15 protein-coding genes are annotated in these 15,139 nt (G+C 66.5%); 13 read left to right on the forward strand and 2 right to left on the reverse strand.

Features of this window, described 5'->3' with window-relative positions; translation table 11 throughout:
- Window positions 1-47: 47 nt before the first annotated feature.
- From ACZ5KU_RS17030 to ACZ5KU_RS17045, 4 genes are all read left to right on the forward strand, one after another.
- Window positions 48-1,124 (forward strand): AbrB family transcriptional regulator, encoded by a 1,077-nt coding sequence (locus ACZ5KU_RS17030; RefSeq protein ID WP_416769106.1) that lies wholly within the window; start codon window positions 48-50, stop codon window positions 1,122-1,124.
- 250 nt (window positions 1,125-1,374) lie between these two features.
- Window positions 1,375-2,391 (forward strand): iron ABC transporter substrate-binding protein, encoded by a 1,017-nt coding sequence (locus tag ACZ5KU_RS17035; RefSeq protein ID WP_054061483.1) that lies wholly within the window; start codon window positions 1,375-1,377, stop codon window positions 2,389-2,391.
- A 132-nt stretch (window positions 2,392-2,523) separates the two neighbouring features.
- The gene (locus ACZ5KU_RS17040; protein ID WP_241494455.1) at window positions 2,524-4,005 is read left to right on the forward strand and encodes an ABC transporter permease; all 1,482 of its coding nucleotides are present in this window, start codon (window positions 2,524-2,526) and stop codon (window positions 4,003-4,005) included.
- Entirely contained in the window at window positions 4,002-5,045 is a 1,044-nt protein-coding gene (locus tag ACZ5KU_RS17045) for an ABC transporter ATP-binding protein (protein ID WP_054064325.1), read from the forward strand. Before ACZ5KU_RS17040 ends, ACZ5KU_RS17045 begins: the two co-directional genes overlap by 4 nt.
- Here ACZ5KU_RS17045 and ACZ5KU_RS17050 read toward each other — a convergent pair.
- On the reverse strand, window positions 5,042-6,760 hold the full coding sequence (locus ACZ5KU_RS17050; protein ID WP_054058141.1) for a hydrogenase maturation protein: 1,719 nt from the start codon (window positions 6,758-6,760) through the stop codon (window positions 5,042-5,044). The genes ACZ5KU_RS17045 and ACZ5KU_RS17050 overlap by 4 nt on opposite strands.
- 131 nt (window positions 6,761-6,891) lie before the next feature.
- Window positions 6,892-7,944 (reverse strand): GlxA family transcriptional regulator, encoded by a 1,053-nt coding sequence (locus tag ACZ5KU_RS17055; protein WP_054058140.1) that lies wholly within the window; start codon window positions 7,942-7,944, stop codon window positions 6,892-6,894.
- 188 nt (window positions 7,945-8,132) lie between these two features.
- On the opposite strand from ACZ5KU_RS17055, the gene ACZ5KU_RS17060 reads away from it, so the two are divergent.
- From ACZ5KU_RS17060 to ACZ5KU_RS17100, 9 genes are all read left to right on the forward strand, one after another.
- The gene (locus tag ACZ5KU_RS17060; protein WP_054058139.1) at window positions 8,133-8,921 is read left to right on the forward strand and encodes an N-acetylmuramoyl-L-alanine amidase-like domain-containing protein; all 789 of its coding nucleotides are present in this window, start codon (window positions 8,133-8,135) and stop codon (window positions 8,919-8,921) included.
- Between the two features lie 170 nt (window positions 8,922-9,091).
- Complete coding sequence (locus tag ACZ5KU_RS17065; protein ID WP_054058138.1) at window positions 9,092-9,343, forward strand: DUF4160 domain-containing protein; 252 nt, start codon at window positions 9,092-9,094, stop codon at window positions 9,341-9,343.
- A complete protein-coding gene (locus ACZ5KU_RS17070; RefSeq protein ID WP_054058137.1) occupies window positions 9,330-9,734 on the forward strand; it encodes a DUF2442 domain-containing protein in 405 nt (134 codons plus the stop codon). Before ACZ5KU_RS17065 ends, ACZ5KU_RS17070 begins: the two co-directional genes overlap by 14 nt.
- Before the next feature lie 123 nt (window positions 9,735-9,857).
- The gene (locus tag ACZ5KU_RS17075; RefSeq protein WP_054058136.1) at window positions 9,858-10,529 is read left to right on the forward strand and encodes a GntR family transcriptional regulator; all 672 of its coding nucleotides are present in this window, start codon (window positions 9,858-9,860) and stop codon (window positions 10,527-10,529) included.
- A gap of 109 nt (window positions 10,530-10,638) precedes the next feature.
- A complete protein-coding gene (locus ACZ5KU_RS17080; RefSeq protein ID WP_054058135.1) occupies window positions 10,639-11,571 on the forward strand; it encodes a 4-hydroxyproline epimerase in 933 nt (310 codons plus the stop codon).
- Complete coding sequence (locus ACZ5KU_RS17085) at window positions 11,568-12,683, forward strand: NAD(P)/FAD-dependent oxidoreductase (RefSeq protein ID WP_464735903.1); 1,116 nt, start codon at window positions 11,568-11,570, stop codon at window positions 12,681-12,683. The genes ACZ5KU_RS17080 and ACZ5KU_RS17085 overlap by 4 nt, the downstream gene beginning before the upstream one ends.
- On the forward strand, window positions 12,676-12,912 hold the full coding sequence (locus ACZ5KU_RS17090) for a (2Fe-2S)-binding protein (protein ID WP_054064330.1): 237 nt from the start codon (window positions 12,676-12,678) through the stop codon (window positions 12,910-12,912). Before ACZ5KU_RS17085 ends, ACZ5KU_RS17090 begins: the two co-directional genes overlap by 8 nt.
- Window positions 12,909-14,165, forward strand: coding sequence for an FAD-dependent oxidoreductase (locus ACZ5KU_RS17095; protein ID WP_416769112.1), 1,257 nt, complete (start codon window positions 12,909-12,911; stop codon window positions 14,163-14,165). The genes ACZ5KU_RS17090 and ACZ5KU_RS17095 overlap by 4 nt, the downstream gene beginning before the upstream one ends.
- Window positions 14,166-14,226: 61 nt before the next feature.
- Complete coding sequence (locus ACZ5KU_RS17100) at window positions 14,227-14,997, forward strand: AraC family transcriptional regulator (RefSeq protein ID WP_416769114.1); 771 nt, start codon at window positions 14,227-14,229, stop codon at window positions 14,995-14,997.
- Window positions 14,998-15,139: the final 142 nt, after the last annotated feature.

Below are 15,139 nucleotides of genomic sequence, written 5' to 3' on the forward strand. Positions count from 1 at the left end.
GATCGCAACGCCCTGCAACAGGTGCGTCCGACGCTCTGGAGGGAGTTTTGTCCGATTCATCGCGTTTTTCCCTGAGCCACTGGCCACGCCCGCTGCAATGGCTGGCCCTGATCCTTCTCGCCGGCAGCGCCGGGCAACTGTTAAAGCACGCCAACCTGCCGGCCGGTCAATTCATCGGGCCGATGCTGGTGGCGATCGGCTTCGGCGTCAGCGGCGCCCGCATCCGCATCCATCGCCAGGCATTCCGCCTGGGCCAGGGCTGCATCGGCCTGCTCGCCGCCCATTCGATGACCCTGGCCGTTTTAGAAGCCATGGCCGACTCCTGGCACCTGATGCTGTTCGCCACGGTACTGACGGTGGTCCTGAGCTCGTTGGTCGGCCTGCTGATGGTCCGTTTCGGCGGCATCCAGGCCAGCACCGCCGCCTGGGGGACCTCCCCCGGCGCGGCGTCGGCCATGGTCGCGATGGCCGATGATTTCGGGGCCGACGGCCGGGTCGTGGCAACCATGCAATACGTGCGGGTGGTCTGCGTGGTGGTGATCGGCGCGCTGGTCAGCCATGTGCTCGAAGCGCCGGCCGGCGGCGGCGAGCAGCACGCAATGGCCGCGCCCCAACACGGGCTGGACCTGCTCAGCCTGGGGCTGACCCTGGCAACAGCGGTGCTCGGGGTGGTGCTCGGCGCCCGCGTACCGGCCGGAGCCCTGCTCGTCCCCCTGCTGATCGGTGGCGCATTGCAACTGTCCGGCCTGTTGCACATCACCCTGCCGGCCTGGCTGCTGGCCACGGCCTACGGCGCCATCGGTTGCTACGTCGGCCTGCGCTTCGACCGCCCCACCGTGCTCTACGTCTGGAAGCGCCTGCCGGTGATGATCCTCAGCGCCATCAGCCTGATCGCCCTGTGCGCCGCCTCCGCCTGGCTGCTGGCGAAGTGGCTGGGCCTGGATTTCCTCTCGGTCTACCTGGCGACCAGCCCCGGCGGCCTGGACACCATGGCAATCATCGCGGTCGACACCCATTCCGACGTCGGCCTGGTGCTGGCCATGCAGACCCTGCGCCTGCTGGCGGTGATCTTCACCGGTGCCTACTTCGCCCGCCTGGTGATCCGCTTCGCCCGCCAGGCGTGACGCCCGGCACCCGCCCTTGCAGGGATGCAATCGCGGTGCTGTCGCTTGCCTGAACCCATCGGCAAACGACGCCGCTTAACGATTCATTTCACGTTTTTTTCTCATCTGCCCCTCTACATTCCCGCCCGAACAAACATGCGAATGATTCCTATTGTTTAACCGGAGCGGCGAAAAGGGTGCAGTCGCACCCGCTCCCGCTTCTCGGCATCGACCATAAGACCGTACACAAGACCGCAGGAGCTTCCACAGAATGATTTCCCGTTTCCCTTCGCTGTTCAAAATGACCCTGCTGGCCACCGCCCTGTTCGGCGCCGGCCAGGCCTACGCGGCGCCCAGCGCCGAGGGCATCGTGGTCTACAACGCCCAGCACGAAAGCCTGACCAAGGCCTGGGTCGAGGGTTTCACCAAGGAAACCGGGATCAAGGTGACCCTGCGCAACGGTGACGACACCGAGATGGGCAACCAACTCGTGCAGGAAGGCGACAAGTCGCCCGCCGACGTGTTCCTCACCGAGAACTCGCCGGCCATGGTGCTGGTGGACAACGCCAAACTGTTCGCCCCGGTCGCGCCGAGCACCCTGGAACAGGTCGGTGCCGCCTACCGTCCGGCCCACGGCAACTGGGTCGGTATCGCCGCCCGCTCCACCGTGTTCGTCTACAACAAGGACAAGCTGAGCCAAGCGCAACTGCCCAAGTCGCTGCTCGACCTGGCCAAGCCTGAGTGGAAAGGCCGCTGGGCTGCTTCGCCGGCCGGTGCCGACTTCCAGGCCATCGTCGCCGCCGTGCTGGAACTCAAGGGCGAAGCCGCCACCCTGGACTGGCTGAAGGCGATGAAGGCCAACGCCTCGGTCTACCGCGGCAACAGCGCGGTGCTCAAGGCGGTCAACGCGGGCCAGGTGGAAAGTGGTGTGATCTACCACTACTACAGCTTCGGCGACCAGGCCAAGACCGGCGAGAACAGCAAGAACACCTCGCTGCACTACTTCCGGCACCAGGATCCGGGCGCCTTCGTCAGCCTCTCCGGTGGCGGCGTGCTCAAGTCCAGCCGGCACCAGGAGGAGGCCCAGGCGTTCCTCAAGTGGGTCACCGGCAAGGGCGGCCAGGCAGTGCTGCGCGACGGCAACTCGTTCGAGTACGCGGTCGGCGTCGGTGCCGACTCCAACGCGAAACTGGTGCCGCTCAAGGACCTCGACGCGCCGAAGGTCGACGCCTCGAAACTCGACAGCAAGAAGGCCGTGGCCCTGATGACCCAAGCCGGAATCCTGTAATTGCTCCCGCAGTCCAACCCTCCTCTGGACACCGCCGCAGCCGCTCACGCGCCTGCGGCGCTTTCGCCTCGGCGAACCGGAAAATTTTTCGCTCGGCAGAGCAATCCGTGGATCATCGGACTGTCGCTGCTGATGTCCCTGCTGGCCCTGTTGCCCATCGCCTTCGTCATCCTCTCGGCCTGGCAGACCGGCTGGAGCACCCTGCTGGAACTGGTGTGGCGCCCAAGGGTGGCGGAACTGGCGGCCAACACCCTGCTGCTGACCCTGATCACCCTGCCGCTGTGCGTGATACTGGGCCTGGCCCTGGCCTGGCTGACCGAGCGCACCGACCTGCCCGGCCGGCGTCTCTGGTCATTGCTGGCGACCGCACCGCTGGCGGTGCCGGCGTTCGTCCACAGCTACGCCTGGGTCAGCCTGGTGCCGTCGATCCACGGCCTGGGCGGCGGCGTGCTGGTGTCGGTGATCGCCTATTTCCCGTTCCTCTACCTGCCCATCGCCGCCACCCTGCGGCGCCTGGACCCGGCCATCGAGGACGTCGGCGAATCATTGGGGCTCAAGCCCTGGGCGGTGTTCCGGCGCATCGTGCTGCCGCAACTGCGGCTGGCGATCTGTGGCGGCTCGCTGCTGGTCGGCCTGCACCTGCTGGCCGAATACGGTCTCTACGCGATGATCCGCTTCGACACCTTCACCACGGCGATCTTCGACCAGTTCAAGTCGACGTTCAGCGGCCCGGCGGCCCACACCCTGGCCGGTCTGCTGGCGCTGTGCTGCCTGGGGCTACTGACGGTCGAGTCGGCGGCCCGCGGCAAGGCCCGCTACGCCCGGGTCGGCTCCGGTACGGCCCGCCAGCAGCGCACGGTACGGCTCGGTGTCGCAGGCAAGCTGGTGGGCCTGAGTGTCCCGTTGCTCAGCAGTGCACTGGCCCTCGGCGTGCCGTTGATCACCCTGGGCAACTGGCTGGTCGCCGGCGGCGTGGATGTCTGGCAGGCGGACGAGCTGTGGCCGGCCTTGCAACAAACCTTGCTGCTCGGGGCCGCCGGTGCGCTGCTGACCACCTGCGCCGCAGTGCCGGTGGCCTGGCTGTCGATCCGCTCGCCAGGGCGCCTGCATCGCCTGCTGGAAAGCTGCAACTACATCACCAGTTCGCTGCCGGGCATCGTCGTCGCGCTGGCGCTGGTCACGGTGACCATCCACTTCGCCCGGCCGATCTACCAGACCTCGCTCACCGTACTGCTGGCCTACCTGTTGATGTTCATGCCGCGGGCCCTGGTGAGCCTGCGCGCGGGCATCGCCCAGGCGCCGGTGGAGCTGGAGAACATCGCCCAGAGCCTCGGTCGCTCGCCGGCCCGGGCCCTCTGGCTGGTCACCCTGCGCCTCGCCGCACCGGGTGCCGCCGCCGGTGCGGCGCTGGTGTTCCTGGCCGTGGTCAACGAACTGACCGCGACCCTGCTGCTGGCGCCCAATGGCACGCGCACCCTGGCCACCGGCTTCTGGGCCCTGAGCAGCGAAATCGACTACGCCGGCGCCGCACCCTATGCCCTGATCATGATCCTGTTGTCGCTGCCGCTGACCGGCCTTCTCTACCATCAATCCAAACGCACGGCGGGCCGATGAACGCTCTGGTACTCAACTCGCTCTACAAGTCCTTCGGTGCACAATCGGCCCTGGAGAACGTCAGCCTGTCGCTCGCCGCCGGCAGCCGCACGGCGATCGTCGGCCCCTCGGGTTCGGGCAAGACCACCCTGCTGCGGATGATCGCCGGCTTCGAATTTCCCGACTCCGGCAGCATCGTGCTCGACGGCCAGCCACTGGTCGACGCCCACACCGCCATCCCCGCCCACCAGCGCCTGATCGGCTATGTGCCGCAGGACGGTGCGCTGTTCCCGCACATGACCGTGGCCGACAACATCGGCTTCGGCCTCGCCGGCAAGACCAGCGAGAAACAGCCGCGTATCGCCGAACTGATGGAGAGTGTCGCGCTGGATGCACAGATGGCGAGCCGTTGGCCCCATGAACTGTCCGGCGGCCAACAGCAACGGGTCGCCCTGGCCCGCGCTTTGGCCCAGCGGCCACGGCTGATGCTGCTCGACGAACCGTTCTCGGCCCTCGACACCGGGCTGCGCGCGGCCATGCGCAAGATGGTCGCGCGCCTGCTGTCGGATGCCGGCGTGACCACCATCCTGGTGACCCATGACCAGGCCGAGGCGCTGTCGTTTGCCGATCAACTGGCGGTGATGCGCCAGGGCCGGCTGGTACAGGCCGGGGCGCCGATGGATCTCTATCTGCGCCCGGTCGACGAGGACACTGCCGTGTTTCTCGGCGACGCGGTCATTCTTCCGGCGCGGATCGAGGATGGCTGGGCGGAGTGTGAGCTGGGCAAGGTGCCGGTCAACAATGAAGGCCTGCATGGCCCGGCGCAGATCATGCTGCGACCCGAACAACTGCAACTGGCCATGCCCGGCTCAGGTGAGATCGCGGGCAGCCCGGCGGTAGTGACCGACTGTGACTTCGGTGGCAATACCTGCACCTTGACGGTGGAACTGGCCAACGCGGGGAAACGTCCGCTGCTGGTGCGCAGCAGCGGCATGTTGGCACCGCGGGTCGGCGCCCAGGTGCGGGTGTCGACCCTCGGGCACGCCCACGTGCTGGGTTAGCAGGTCAGCACGCCCGCCGTCCGGGTCGGCCGGGCCCAGGGCGCGATCAGGCGCTCTGGCGTACCGCAGGCTTTGCGCTTGAGCACGAAGTTGCGGCACTTGCCGGCGAAGCCATTGCGGTCCTGCACCATGTCCTGCTGCATCTGCGCCAGTTCCAGGTCGCGGCAGTACTCCATCGCCTCCAGATCCGGCGCCTGCTTGTTTTCGCGAGCCATGTGCGGCTCGTGAACCAGGCGTTGGGCCTCGCCCATCAACCACTCGCCAAAGGCCTGCGGACAACGCGGACCGATGCCCTGGATCATGCCCATCGCCAGCGCCTGGGTGGTGCTCAGCGGCAGGCATTGCTGGGTCAGTTGCAGGGCCAGGTCGGCCCCCACCGCCCGCGGCAGGCTGTAGGTCCAGTATTCGGAACCGTAGAGGCCCATGGTCTTGTAGTGTGGATTGAGCACGATGCCGTCGCGGGCCAGCACCACGTCCGCCGCCAGCGCCAACATCACCCCGCCCGCCCCGGCACTGCCGGTCAGGCCGCTGACCACCAGTTGCCGGGCGCTCAGCAGTTCGCGGCAGACATCGTTGATCGCACGGATATTGGCCCAGGCTTCCAGGCCTGGCACTGCAGCAGCCTGGATGACGTTCAGGTGCACACCGTTGGAGAAACTGCCCTGCCCGCCACGGAACACCAGGACCTTGGTGTCCTGGGCCCTGGCCCAGCGCAACGCACTGACCAGCCGGCGGCACTGTTCGGTGCTCATCGCACCGTTGTAGAACTCGAAGGTCAGTTCGCCGACATCGCCCACCTGGCGATAGCGGATCGGCTGGTAGGCCTCCAGGCATTGCCGGTGGGTGCTGATCGACCAGTCCAGGGTCGGCACCTGGTCCAGCCGCCCGGCCAGCACATGGCGCGCCGGGCGCTTGAAGGTTTCCTCGCCGGTGGCGGGCTTGCGCCGCAGGGAACCGATCCAGATGCTGCGATCGCCCGTGGCGACCAGCACCGCGTCATCGTGTACCGCCAGCAGTTGCCCGGGGGTTCCGCAGCGGCTGTCCAGGTGGGCGTCGTAGAGGTAGTACTGCTCACCCTGGAGGCTGGCAAGTACCCCGGGCTGGCCATCGGCGGCATCGATACGACGCTTGATGAACTCGGCGCTGTCATGCCAGCTGAAGCTGCGGTCGCTCTGCTTCATGTTCGGCTGCAGGTGGCCGCGCACGTCTGGCGATTCATAGTCCAGTGGCGTCGGTTTGAAATCGGTACCGAATTTCGCCACCACCTCGTGGATGCAGATCAGCGCCGCATCGGCCACCGGGCCGTTGTACAACTGCGACTTGCGCACCTGGGCCGGCATCTCGAATTCGCTGGTCGCCCAGATCGCGCCGCTGTCCATCTCCTCGGCCGCCTGCAGGGCGGTCACGCCCCAGCGCGGGAGCTTGCGGCTGATGGCCCAGTCCAGCGCGCTGGCGCCGCGGTCGCCGACAATTCCCGGATGGATGATCACCACCGGGCGCTCGGTATTGCGCCACAACTGCTCGGGCACACGGTCCTTGAGAAACGGACAGATCACCAGTTGCGCGCCGCTGCCTTCGATCTGCCGGCAGACCTCCTCTTCAGTGGTGAACAGCACCACACTGGGCTCGTGCCCGGCTTCGCGCAACGCCAACCAGGCACGCTGGGTGAGACCGTTGAACGCGGTGGACAACAGAATGATCTTCAATGAGCGCATGACTAACCTCCTCCTTGAGCATGTACCGGGCCCACTGCTGCGATGAACAATCCATGGCCCGACCGGAGTGGCTACAGTAGCGCGGTGTGAGGAGCCGGCCTTGATCGAGGTCAAGGCCGAAGGTGCAGGCGTCAGCGGTGACGCGCGCGGGCTTCGCTGGCGGTGTGACCGAAGAAGTCGCGGAAACAGCGGCTGAAGTGCGCCGAGCTGACGAAGCCGCAGGCAGTGGCGATGTTGATCACCGACTCGTTGGTCTGCAGCAGCAGTTGCCGGCCGCGGGTCAGGCGCAGCTCCAGGTAGTAGCGCTTGGGTGAGCTCTGCATGAACTGCTGGAACAGTCGGTCGACCTGACGCCGCGACAGGTTGACGTAGGCCGCCAACTGGTCGAGCTCCAGCGGGTCTTCGATATTGTTTTCCATCAGGTCGAGCAGGCTTTGCAGCGCCACCGGCAGACGCGGATCGCGGGAGACCCGCGCCAGCGGCATATTGTCGGTCTGTTCGCTGCGGTCGCAACTGAGGATCGCCTCGATCCCCCGTACCAGTTCGTCGCCCTGCTGGGCGCGGATCACGTTGAGGATCAGGCCCAGGGCACTGTTGGCGCCGGCACAGCTGATCAGCCCACCGTCGATCACATAGGGCTGCGGCAACAACTGCACCGTCGGGCAGATTTCCATCAGGCCGGCGCGGTTCTCCGGGTGCACGGTGCAGGAACGGCCGTCCAGCAGGCCGGCATGGGCCAGCTGGAAGCAGCCGTTCCAGAGGCTGCCCAGTTGCATCGACGCCCGCGCGCACTGGCGCAGTTTCTCCACCAGCTTGCCGGCCGGCTGCAACGGGCTGCGCAGGCCGCCGCAGACAATCAGCAGGTCGGCGCCGTCCGGACGCAGGGCGCTGATGCAGTCGTCGGCGGCGATGGAGATACCCAGGTCGCAGGCGATCTGCAGGTGATCGATGCCAAAGGTCTTCACTTCATACAGCGGCGCCCGTCCCAGCAGGTTGGCCGTGACCAGTCCATCCAGCGCGCCGGTGAAGGCCATCATCGAGAAATTGTCGAGCAGCACGAAGGCGATCCGCCGGGGTGGTGGCGGCGTGAGCGCTCCCTGGCCCGACTCGTTCAGGTAGGCGAGATTCAGGGTCTTGAGGCTGCGACTGAATTGGCGGTGCCCCGCCGGTGGTGATTCGGACATGCGTGATGATGCTCAAGGAGAACCAGGAGGCTGGTGGGCACGAGAATATCGCGTTCGCGCAGCGCCTTCAAAACTGTTCGAAAGGCTTGCCACGCAGTTTTCTTTGACAGCTGTGACGCGGCAGAAAACAATGCTCGGCGGCATCCGAGCCTGAAGAACAGCCGGGGTGCCTGTCTTTCGGAGACTGTATGAACAAGATCCTGTCGATCCTGTCGGGCCTGGCAATCGCCCTGATGCTGACCGGCTTTACCCGGACATCGCCCGATACCCCGGTCCAGCTGGACGACTACACCCTGGGCAAGATCAGGCTGATCGAGTCGCGGCTGGCCAGCGAAGGCCACCCCGACACCGGCCGGCGCATCGACGAGATCTCCGCCAGCTTCCTCGGCACACCCTATGTACCGCATATGCTGGTGGGCTCGGCGACCTCGGCGGAAAAGCTGGTGATCGACTTCCGCGGCCTGGACTGCTTCACCTACCTGGATTACGTCGAGGCCCTGCGCAAGTCCGACAGCCTGCCGCGCTTCATCGAGAACGTGGTCCGCACCCGCTACGAAAACGGCGACATCAGCTACGTCAACCGCAAACACTTCTTCACCGACTGGGCGCATGCCACGCCGCTCAATGCCCGCGACGTGACCCGCGAAACCAGCCCGGACGCCACCACCGTCACCAAGGTCCTCAAGACGCCTGCCGGCGGTGGTTCGAGCGCCGAGGTGACCCGCGCCATCAGCTACATTCCCAGCCAGTTCGTCGACGACACCGTCATCAGCCGGTTACGCACCGGCGACTACGTCGGCATCTACACCCCCGCCCAGGGCCTGGACGTGACCCACACGGGCATCTTCATCATGACCGACAAGGGCCCCGTGCTGCGCAACGCCTCGGCCCAGTCGAACCACTACCAGGTCATCGACTCGCCGTTCCTCGCCTATGTGAAAAAGACCCCGGGGATCGTGGTGCTGCGGGCCCTCTGAGACCAGCAGCACCTCTCGAAAACCATCGTTACACATATCGGGAAATACCTGTGACAGGGTCGTAACCCGCAGTCCGTCTAGCCTTGAATGTGCCGGCAGGGAATGTCGGCAGGAAGCAGCCATACGTCGGCAACTTTCTCAAACCTAAACGGATGGGTTATTATTGAATCATGGTGACGACAGCGCGATTCGACGATGTACGAGTAGTGATCTACTCCAACGATCACAGGCCCTGCCATGTGCATGTCATGAACTGGGAGCACGAAGCGGTGTTCCACCTGCGGTGCCCCGAAGGTCCGCCGCAACTGCGTATCAACTACGGTTTTACCTATCGCAGGCTCAAGCTTCTGTGCGCACTGCTGACCGAAGACCTGGCCTATCAATGCCAGCAATGGAAGGAGATCCACGGTGACTTTGACTGAACTCGAATTCAGGCAGGCAAACGCCTCCCAACCCAAGGTGCCTCGTGCGGAGCAGGTCCACTACGACACTGAAACCGACTGCGTGGTGATCCGGCTCGATTCCGGGGTGAGCCTGTCTTTCCCGCCGCGCCTGGCCCAGGGACTGGCCGGCGCCAAACCTGCGCAGCTGGCACGGATCGACATCAGCCCCAGCGGCCAGGGGCTGCACTTTCCAGCCCTGGATGTCGACCTGCACCTGCCCGCGCTGATCAATGGCGTGCTGGGTAGCGCATCGTGGATGGCCGGTCAGTTGGGCAGGAAAGGCGGTTCCCGCTCGACCGAAGCCAAATCCCGCGCCGCTCGCGAGAACGGCAAGCTGGGCGGTCGTCCGCGCAAGCGCCCCGCCCTCTGAAGCAGACCCGGACGCTTGGCACAAGGCCCGGGCGTCATCAGCGTGCCGCCTCGTCGAGAAGAAGGGAAAACAGAACGTTTTTTGTATACCATATCCTTTCCATCCCTCTCGAATGATCGCGCCGTGTCCCTACCCAAACTCAATCTGCCGGACCTGGGCAATGCGCCCTCCACCTCGGAGATCATCACCCGTCACCTGCGCGAGGCGATCGTCGCCGGCAATTTCGCCGAGGACGAGCCGATTCGCCAGGACGAAATCGCCCGCCAGTTCAATGTCAGCAAGATCCCGGTGCGCGAGGCACTCAAACGGCTGGAGGCCGAGGGGCTGGTGATGTTCCAGCGCAACCGGGGGGCGATGGTCACGCGTCTCTCCGAGCTGGAGCTGGCGCAGATGTTCGAGGTGCGCATGCTGCTGGAGGACAAGGTGTTGCGCCTGGCGATCCCGAACATGACCGACAGCACCTTTGCCAGGGCCGAGAGCATCTGCCAGGAGTTCGTCGGCGAGAACGATGTCGGCCGCTGGGCCGAACTCAACTGGGAACTGCATGCCTGTCTCTACGAGCCGGCGCAGCGGCCGTTCCTGGTCGGCATGATCCGCTCGGTCAACGACAAGCTGGAACGCTACCTGCGCATGCAGATGAGCCTGTCCGCCGGCAAGGAGCGCGCCGATCACGAACACCGGGAAATCATCGAAGCCTGCCGCGCCCGCGACGTGGAACGGGCGGTGAAACTGCTCGACGAGCATATCGCCGGTGTCTGCGCGACCCTGCTCAAGCACCTGCCACGCGCGCATTGAGCCAGATGCCACTATGCTGATTTCGTCATGAGCACCCGATAAAAGCATCAAGCCGGACCACCCCCGCGCAGGCCACTCTGCAAGCTCCTTCATTCGACAGTGGCCTGCCATGAAACGTATCACCGTGATCGACTCGCATACCGGCGGCGAACCCACCCGCCTGGTGACCGCCGGCTTTCCCGACCTGGGCCAAGGTAGCATGGCCGAGCGCCGCCAGCGCCTGGCCGAACAGTACGATAGCTGGCGCGCCGCCTGCGTCCTCGAACCCCGCGGCAGCGATGTGCTGGTCGGCGCCCTGCTCTGCGAACCGGTGGACCCGCAGGCCTGTGCCGGCGTGATCTTCTTCAATAACACCGGTTACCTGGGCATGTGCGGCCACGGCACCATCGGCCTGGTGGCCTCTCTCGCCCACCTGGGCCGCATCGGCCCGGGCACCCATGCCATCGAGACCCCGGTCGGCACCGTGCACGCCACCCTGCACGAGGACCGCTCGGTCAGCGTGCGCAACGTGCCGGCCTACCGTTATCGGCGAGCCGTGGCGCTGGAAGTGGCGGGCATCGGCCAGGTGGTCGGTGATATCGCCTGGGGCGGCAACTGGTTCTTCCTGATCGCCGAGCACGGCCTCGATGTCGCCAGCGACAACCTCGAGGCATTGACCGCCTACAGCTTCGCCGTACAGCAGACGCTGGAGCAGCAAGGCATCCGCGGCGAGGACGGCGGCCTGATCGACCATATCGAACTGTTCGCCGACGACGCCCATGCCGACAGCCGTAACTTCGTCCTGTGCCCCGGCAAGGCCTACGACCGCTCGCCCTGCGGCACCGGTACCAGCGCCAAGCTGGCGTGCCTGGCGGCCGATGGCAAGCTGCAACCGGGACAGGTCTGGCGTCAGGCCAGCATCCTTGGCAGCGAGTTCGAAGGCTCCTACGAGGCCGCCGGCGAGCGCATCGTGCCGACCATCCGTGGGCGGGCACACATCAGCGCCGAAGCGACCCTGATCCTCGAACAGGACGACCCGTTCGCCTGGGGCATCCGCCTGTGAACGAAGGCGCGGTGGCCGACGTGATCGTGATCGGTGCCGGCATCGTCGGCGCCGCCTGCGCCCAGGCCCTGGCCCACCGGGGCCTCGACGTGCTGGTGCTGGATGCCGGGTTGCCGAATGCCACAGCGGCGGGCATGGGCCACCTGCTGGTGCTCGATGACAACCCGGCCGAACTGGCGCTGAGCCAATACTCGGTGCAACGCTGGCGCGAGCACGCGCCCAAGCTGCCCGAGGGCTGCGCCTATCGCAACAACGGCACCCTGTGGATCGCGGCCAACGCCGAGGAAATGGCCGTGGCCGAAGCCAAGCACCACAACCTGCAGGCCCACGGCATCGCCTGTGAGCTGCTCGACGGCCAGACCCTGCACGAACGCGAACCGCAACTGCGCGAAGGGCTCGAGGGCGGCCTGCTGATTCACTGCGACGGCATTCTCTACGCCCCGGCCACCGCCCGCTGGATGCTCGAGACCGCGGGCATTCGCCAGCGTCGGGCGCGGGTCCGCGAAATCGACGGCCAGCGCGTACGGCTCGACAACGGTCACTGGCTCGCGGCCGGTGCCGTGGTGCTGGCTAATGGCGTGCAGGCTGACGAGCTGTGTCCGGAGCTGCCCATCGAGCCGAAGAAGGGGCATCTGCTGATCACCGACCGCTATCCCGGCAGCGTCACCCATACCCTGGTGGAGCTGGGTTATGTCACCAGCGCCCACAACGCCAAGGGGCCATCCACCGCCTGCAACATTCAGCCACGCCCGACGGGTCAGTTGTTCATCGGCGCCTCGCGGCAGTTCGGCACCCGCGACCTCGCAGTCGAGAGCTGGATGCTGGCGAAGATGCTCAAGCGTGCCGTCGAGTACCTGCCGGGCCTGGCCCGACTCAACGCCATCCGTGCCTGGACCGGTCTGCGTGCCGCGAGTCCCGACGGCCTGCCGCTGGTGGGTGAGCACCCGCGGCGCAAGGGTCTGTGGCTGGCCGTCGGCCATGAAGGACTGGGCGTCACCACGGCCCCCGGCACCGCCGATCTGCTGGTCGGGCAACTGTTCAACGAAACGCTGCCGCTGGATGCCACTCCCTACCTGCCCCAGCGCTTTCCAGGAGTCTCGGCCCATGCCTGAACTGATACTGGACGGCCGCGCCCTGCGCGTCGCCGATGGCACCACCGTGGCCGCCGCACTGGCCCTGGGCGGTGACGGCTGCAGTCGTACGTCGGTGAGCGGCCGCCGTCGGGCACCGCTGTGCGGCATGGGTATCTGCCAGGAGTGCCGGGTCAGTATCGATGGCTACCGCCGCCTGGCCTGCCAGACCTTGTGCCAGGACGGCATGCGTGTGGAGACCCGGCCATGAGCGAAACCACCGACCTGCTGATCATCGGTGCCGGTCCGGCCGGCATAGCCGCCGCCCTCGCCGCCGCCCCCAGTGGCGCACGCATCACCCTGATCGACGACAATCCACTGACCGGCGGGCAGATCTGGCGTGACGGGCCACAGGCCAAGCTGCCGCCCCTGGCCCGGCAGTTGCGCGAGCGCCTGCAACATTGCGCCAATGTGCAGCACCATCCCGCCACCCGGGTGATCGCCCGCAGTGGCCCGAAACGGCTGTTGCTCGAAGACCCGCAACGGGGCTGGCAGATCGGCTACGACAACCTGATCCTCTGCACCGGGGCCCGCGAACTGCTACTGCCTTTCCCCGGCTGGACCCTGCCCGGCGTCACCGGTGCCGGTGGCCTGCAGGCGCTGGTCAAGGGCGGCCTGCCGGTGAACGGCGAACGCCTGGTGATCGCCGGTAGCGGCCCGTTGCTACTCGCCAGCGCCGCCACGGCGCGACAGGCCGGGGCGCGGATCCAGCGAATCGCCGAACAGGCTTCGCGGGCCGCCGTCGCCGGTTTTGCCGCACAGTTGCCGCGTTGGCCACACAAGGGGCTGCAAGCCTTCGCTCTGTTCGACCGCCATTACCGCACCGATACCCACGTGATTGCCGCCCTCGGCAACGACCGCCTGGAAGGTGTGCGCCTGCGGCAGCACGGCAGAATCGTCGAAGTGGCTTGCGAACGACTGGCCTGCGGCTTCGGCCTGATCCCCAACAGCCAGCTCGGCCAGGCCCTGGGCTGTGCACTCGCCGGCCAGGCCATCGCCGTCGACGACTGGCAGGCCAGCAGCCTTGCCGATCATTACGCCGCCGGCGAATGCACCGGTTTCGGTGGCAGCGAGCTGGCCCTGGTCGAAGGCGCGATCGCCGGGCATGCAGCCGTGGGCGAGCGGCAGGCCGCCCGCGCCCTGTGGTCGCGGCGGGCACGCTGGCAGGGTTTTGCCGACCGCCTGAACCGGGCCTTTGCCCTCGACCCACGGCTCAAGTCCCTGGCCGAGCCGGACACCCTGGTCTGCCGTTGCGAGGATGTCAGCTACGCCGAACTGCTCGGCCACCGCGACTGGCGCGAGGCCAAGCTGGCCAGCCGTTGCGGCATGGGCGCCTGCCAGGGCCGCGTGTGTGGTGGTGCGACCACCCACCTGTTTGGCTGGCAGGCTGCGGCACCGCGCCCACCGTTCGGCCCGGCACGCATCGACACCCTGTTGCACCTGGACGACACCCCACCGGCATGAAGCGTGGCACGGGGCTTTCGGCAACCCCGACGGATCACTATGATCCCGGGGTTGCCACCAGATGCCTGCCGCCATGTATTATGCCTCGCTCAACAGCTTCAAGCCCTGCGACCTGCCCACGCTGCTGAACAGCCTGCACAGCATCGCGCCGTTGCTCGACACCCTGGCGGACGTGGTGTTCTTCATCAAGGACAGCCAGGCCCGCTATGCCTTCGCCAACCAGACCCTGGCCCGACGCTGTGGTTTCAAGCACACCGAAGCGTTGTTGGGGCTGACCGCCGACCGGGTGTTCCCCGAGCGCTTCGGTGCCTCCTACACCGAACAGGATCGCCGGGTACTGGGCAGCGGCCGTGAACTGGCCGACCAGTTGGAACTGCACCTCTACTACGGCAACCAGCCGATCTGGTGCCTGACCCACAAGGTGCCCTTGCGCGACCCGCAGGGACAGATCGTGGGCCTGGCGGGGGTTTCCCGCGACCTGCAGTTGCCGCAGTCGAACCATCCGTCCTTTCCGAAAGTCGCCGCGGTGGATGCGTACATCCGCGAGCATTTTTCCCAGCCCATCAGCCTGGCCGAACTGACCGGCATCGCCGGCCTGTCGGTGGCCCAGTTGGAGCGCCAGTGCAAGCGGATCTTCCAACTCACGCCCCGGCAGATGATTCACAAGGCGCGTCTGGAGGAAGCCTCGCAACTGTTGGTGCAGGCCGACCTGCCGATCACCGAGATCGCCCTGCGCTGCGGTTACACTGACCACAGTGCCTTCAGCCGCCAGTTCCGGGCGCTGACCGGGTTGTCGCCGAGCCATTATCGCGAGACGCATCGGCAGCAGTGACGTCAGGGCGGGTGTCTGGTCAGGAGGCCGAGGGTGGACTTGAGGAGCCATTCGCGGGCAAGCCGCGAACGGCCGCCACTGTGTTCCTTTAAGGCGCGCTTTCGCCCTCGTCTGCTCCCTTCTGTAACACCACCCTTCCCCC

The sequence above is a fragment of the Pseudomonas sp. Tof1 genome (genome assembly GCF_055390395.1).

Excerpts from the sequence above, each read along its gene's own strand:
- ACZ5KU_RS17035 (WP_054061483.1), top strand. The coding sequence starts at position 1,375 with ATGATTTCCCGTTTCCCTTCGCTGTTCAAAATGACCCTGCTGGCCACC.
- ACZ5KU_RS17040 (WP_241494455.1), top strand. The coding sequence starts at position 2,524 with ATGTCCCTGCTGGCCCTGTTGCCCATCGCCTTCGTCATCCTCTCGGCC.
- ACZ5KU_RS17045 (WP_054064325.1), top strand. The coding sequence starts at position 4,002 with ATGAACGCTCTGGTACTCAACTCGCTCTACAAGTCCTTCGGTGCACAA.
- ACZ5KU_RS17050 (WP_054058141.1), bottom strand. The coding sequence starts at position 6,760 with ATGCGCTCATTGAAGATCATTCTGTTGTCCACCGCGTTCAACGGTCTC.
- ACZ5KU_RS17055 (WP_054058140.1), bottom strand. The coding sequence starts at position 7,944 with ATGTCCGAATCACCACCGGCGGGGCACCGCCAATTCAGTCGCAGCCTC.
- ACZ5KU_RS17060 (WP_054058139.1), top strand. The coding sequence starts at position 8,133 with ATGAACAAGATCCTGTCGATCCTGTCGGGCCTGGCAATCGCCCTGATG.
- ACZ5KU_RS17065 (WP_054058138.1), top strand. The coding sequence starts at position 9,092 with ATGGTGACGACAGCGCGATTCGACGATGTACGAGTAGTGATCTACTCC.
- ACZ5KU_RS17080 (WP_054058135.1), top strand. The coding sequence starts at position 10,639 with ATGAAACGTATCACCGTGATCGACTCGCATACCGGCGGCGAACCCACC.
- ACZ5KU_RS17090 (WP_054064330.1), top strand. The coding sequence starts at position 12,676 with ATGCCTGAACTGATACTGGACGGCCGCGCCCTGCGCGTCGCCGATGGC.
- ACZ5KU_RS17095 (WP_416769112.1), top strand. The coding sequence starts at position 12,909 with ATGAGCGAAACCACCGACCTGCTGATCATCGGTGCCGGTCCGGCCGGC.
- ACZ5KU_RS17100 (WP_416769114.1), top strand. The coding sequence starts at position 14,227 with ATGCCTGCCGCCATGTATTATGCCTCGCTCAACAGCTTCAAGCCCTGC.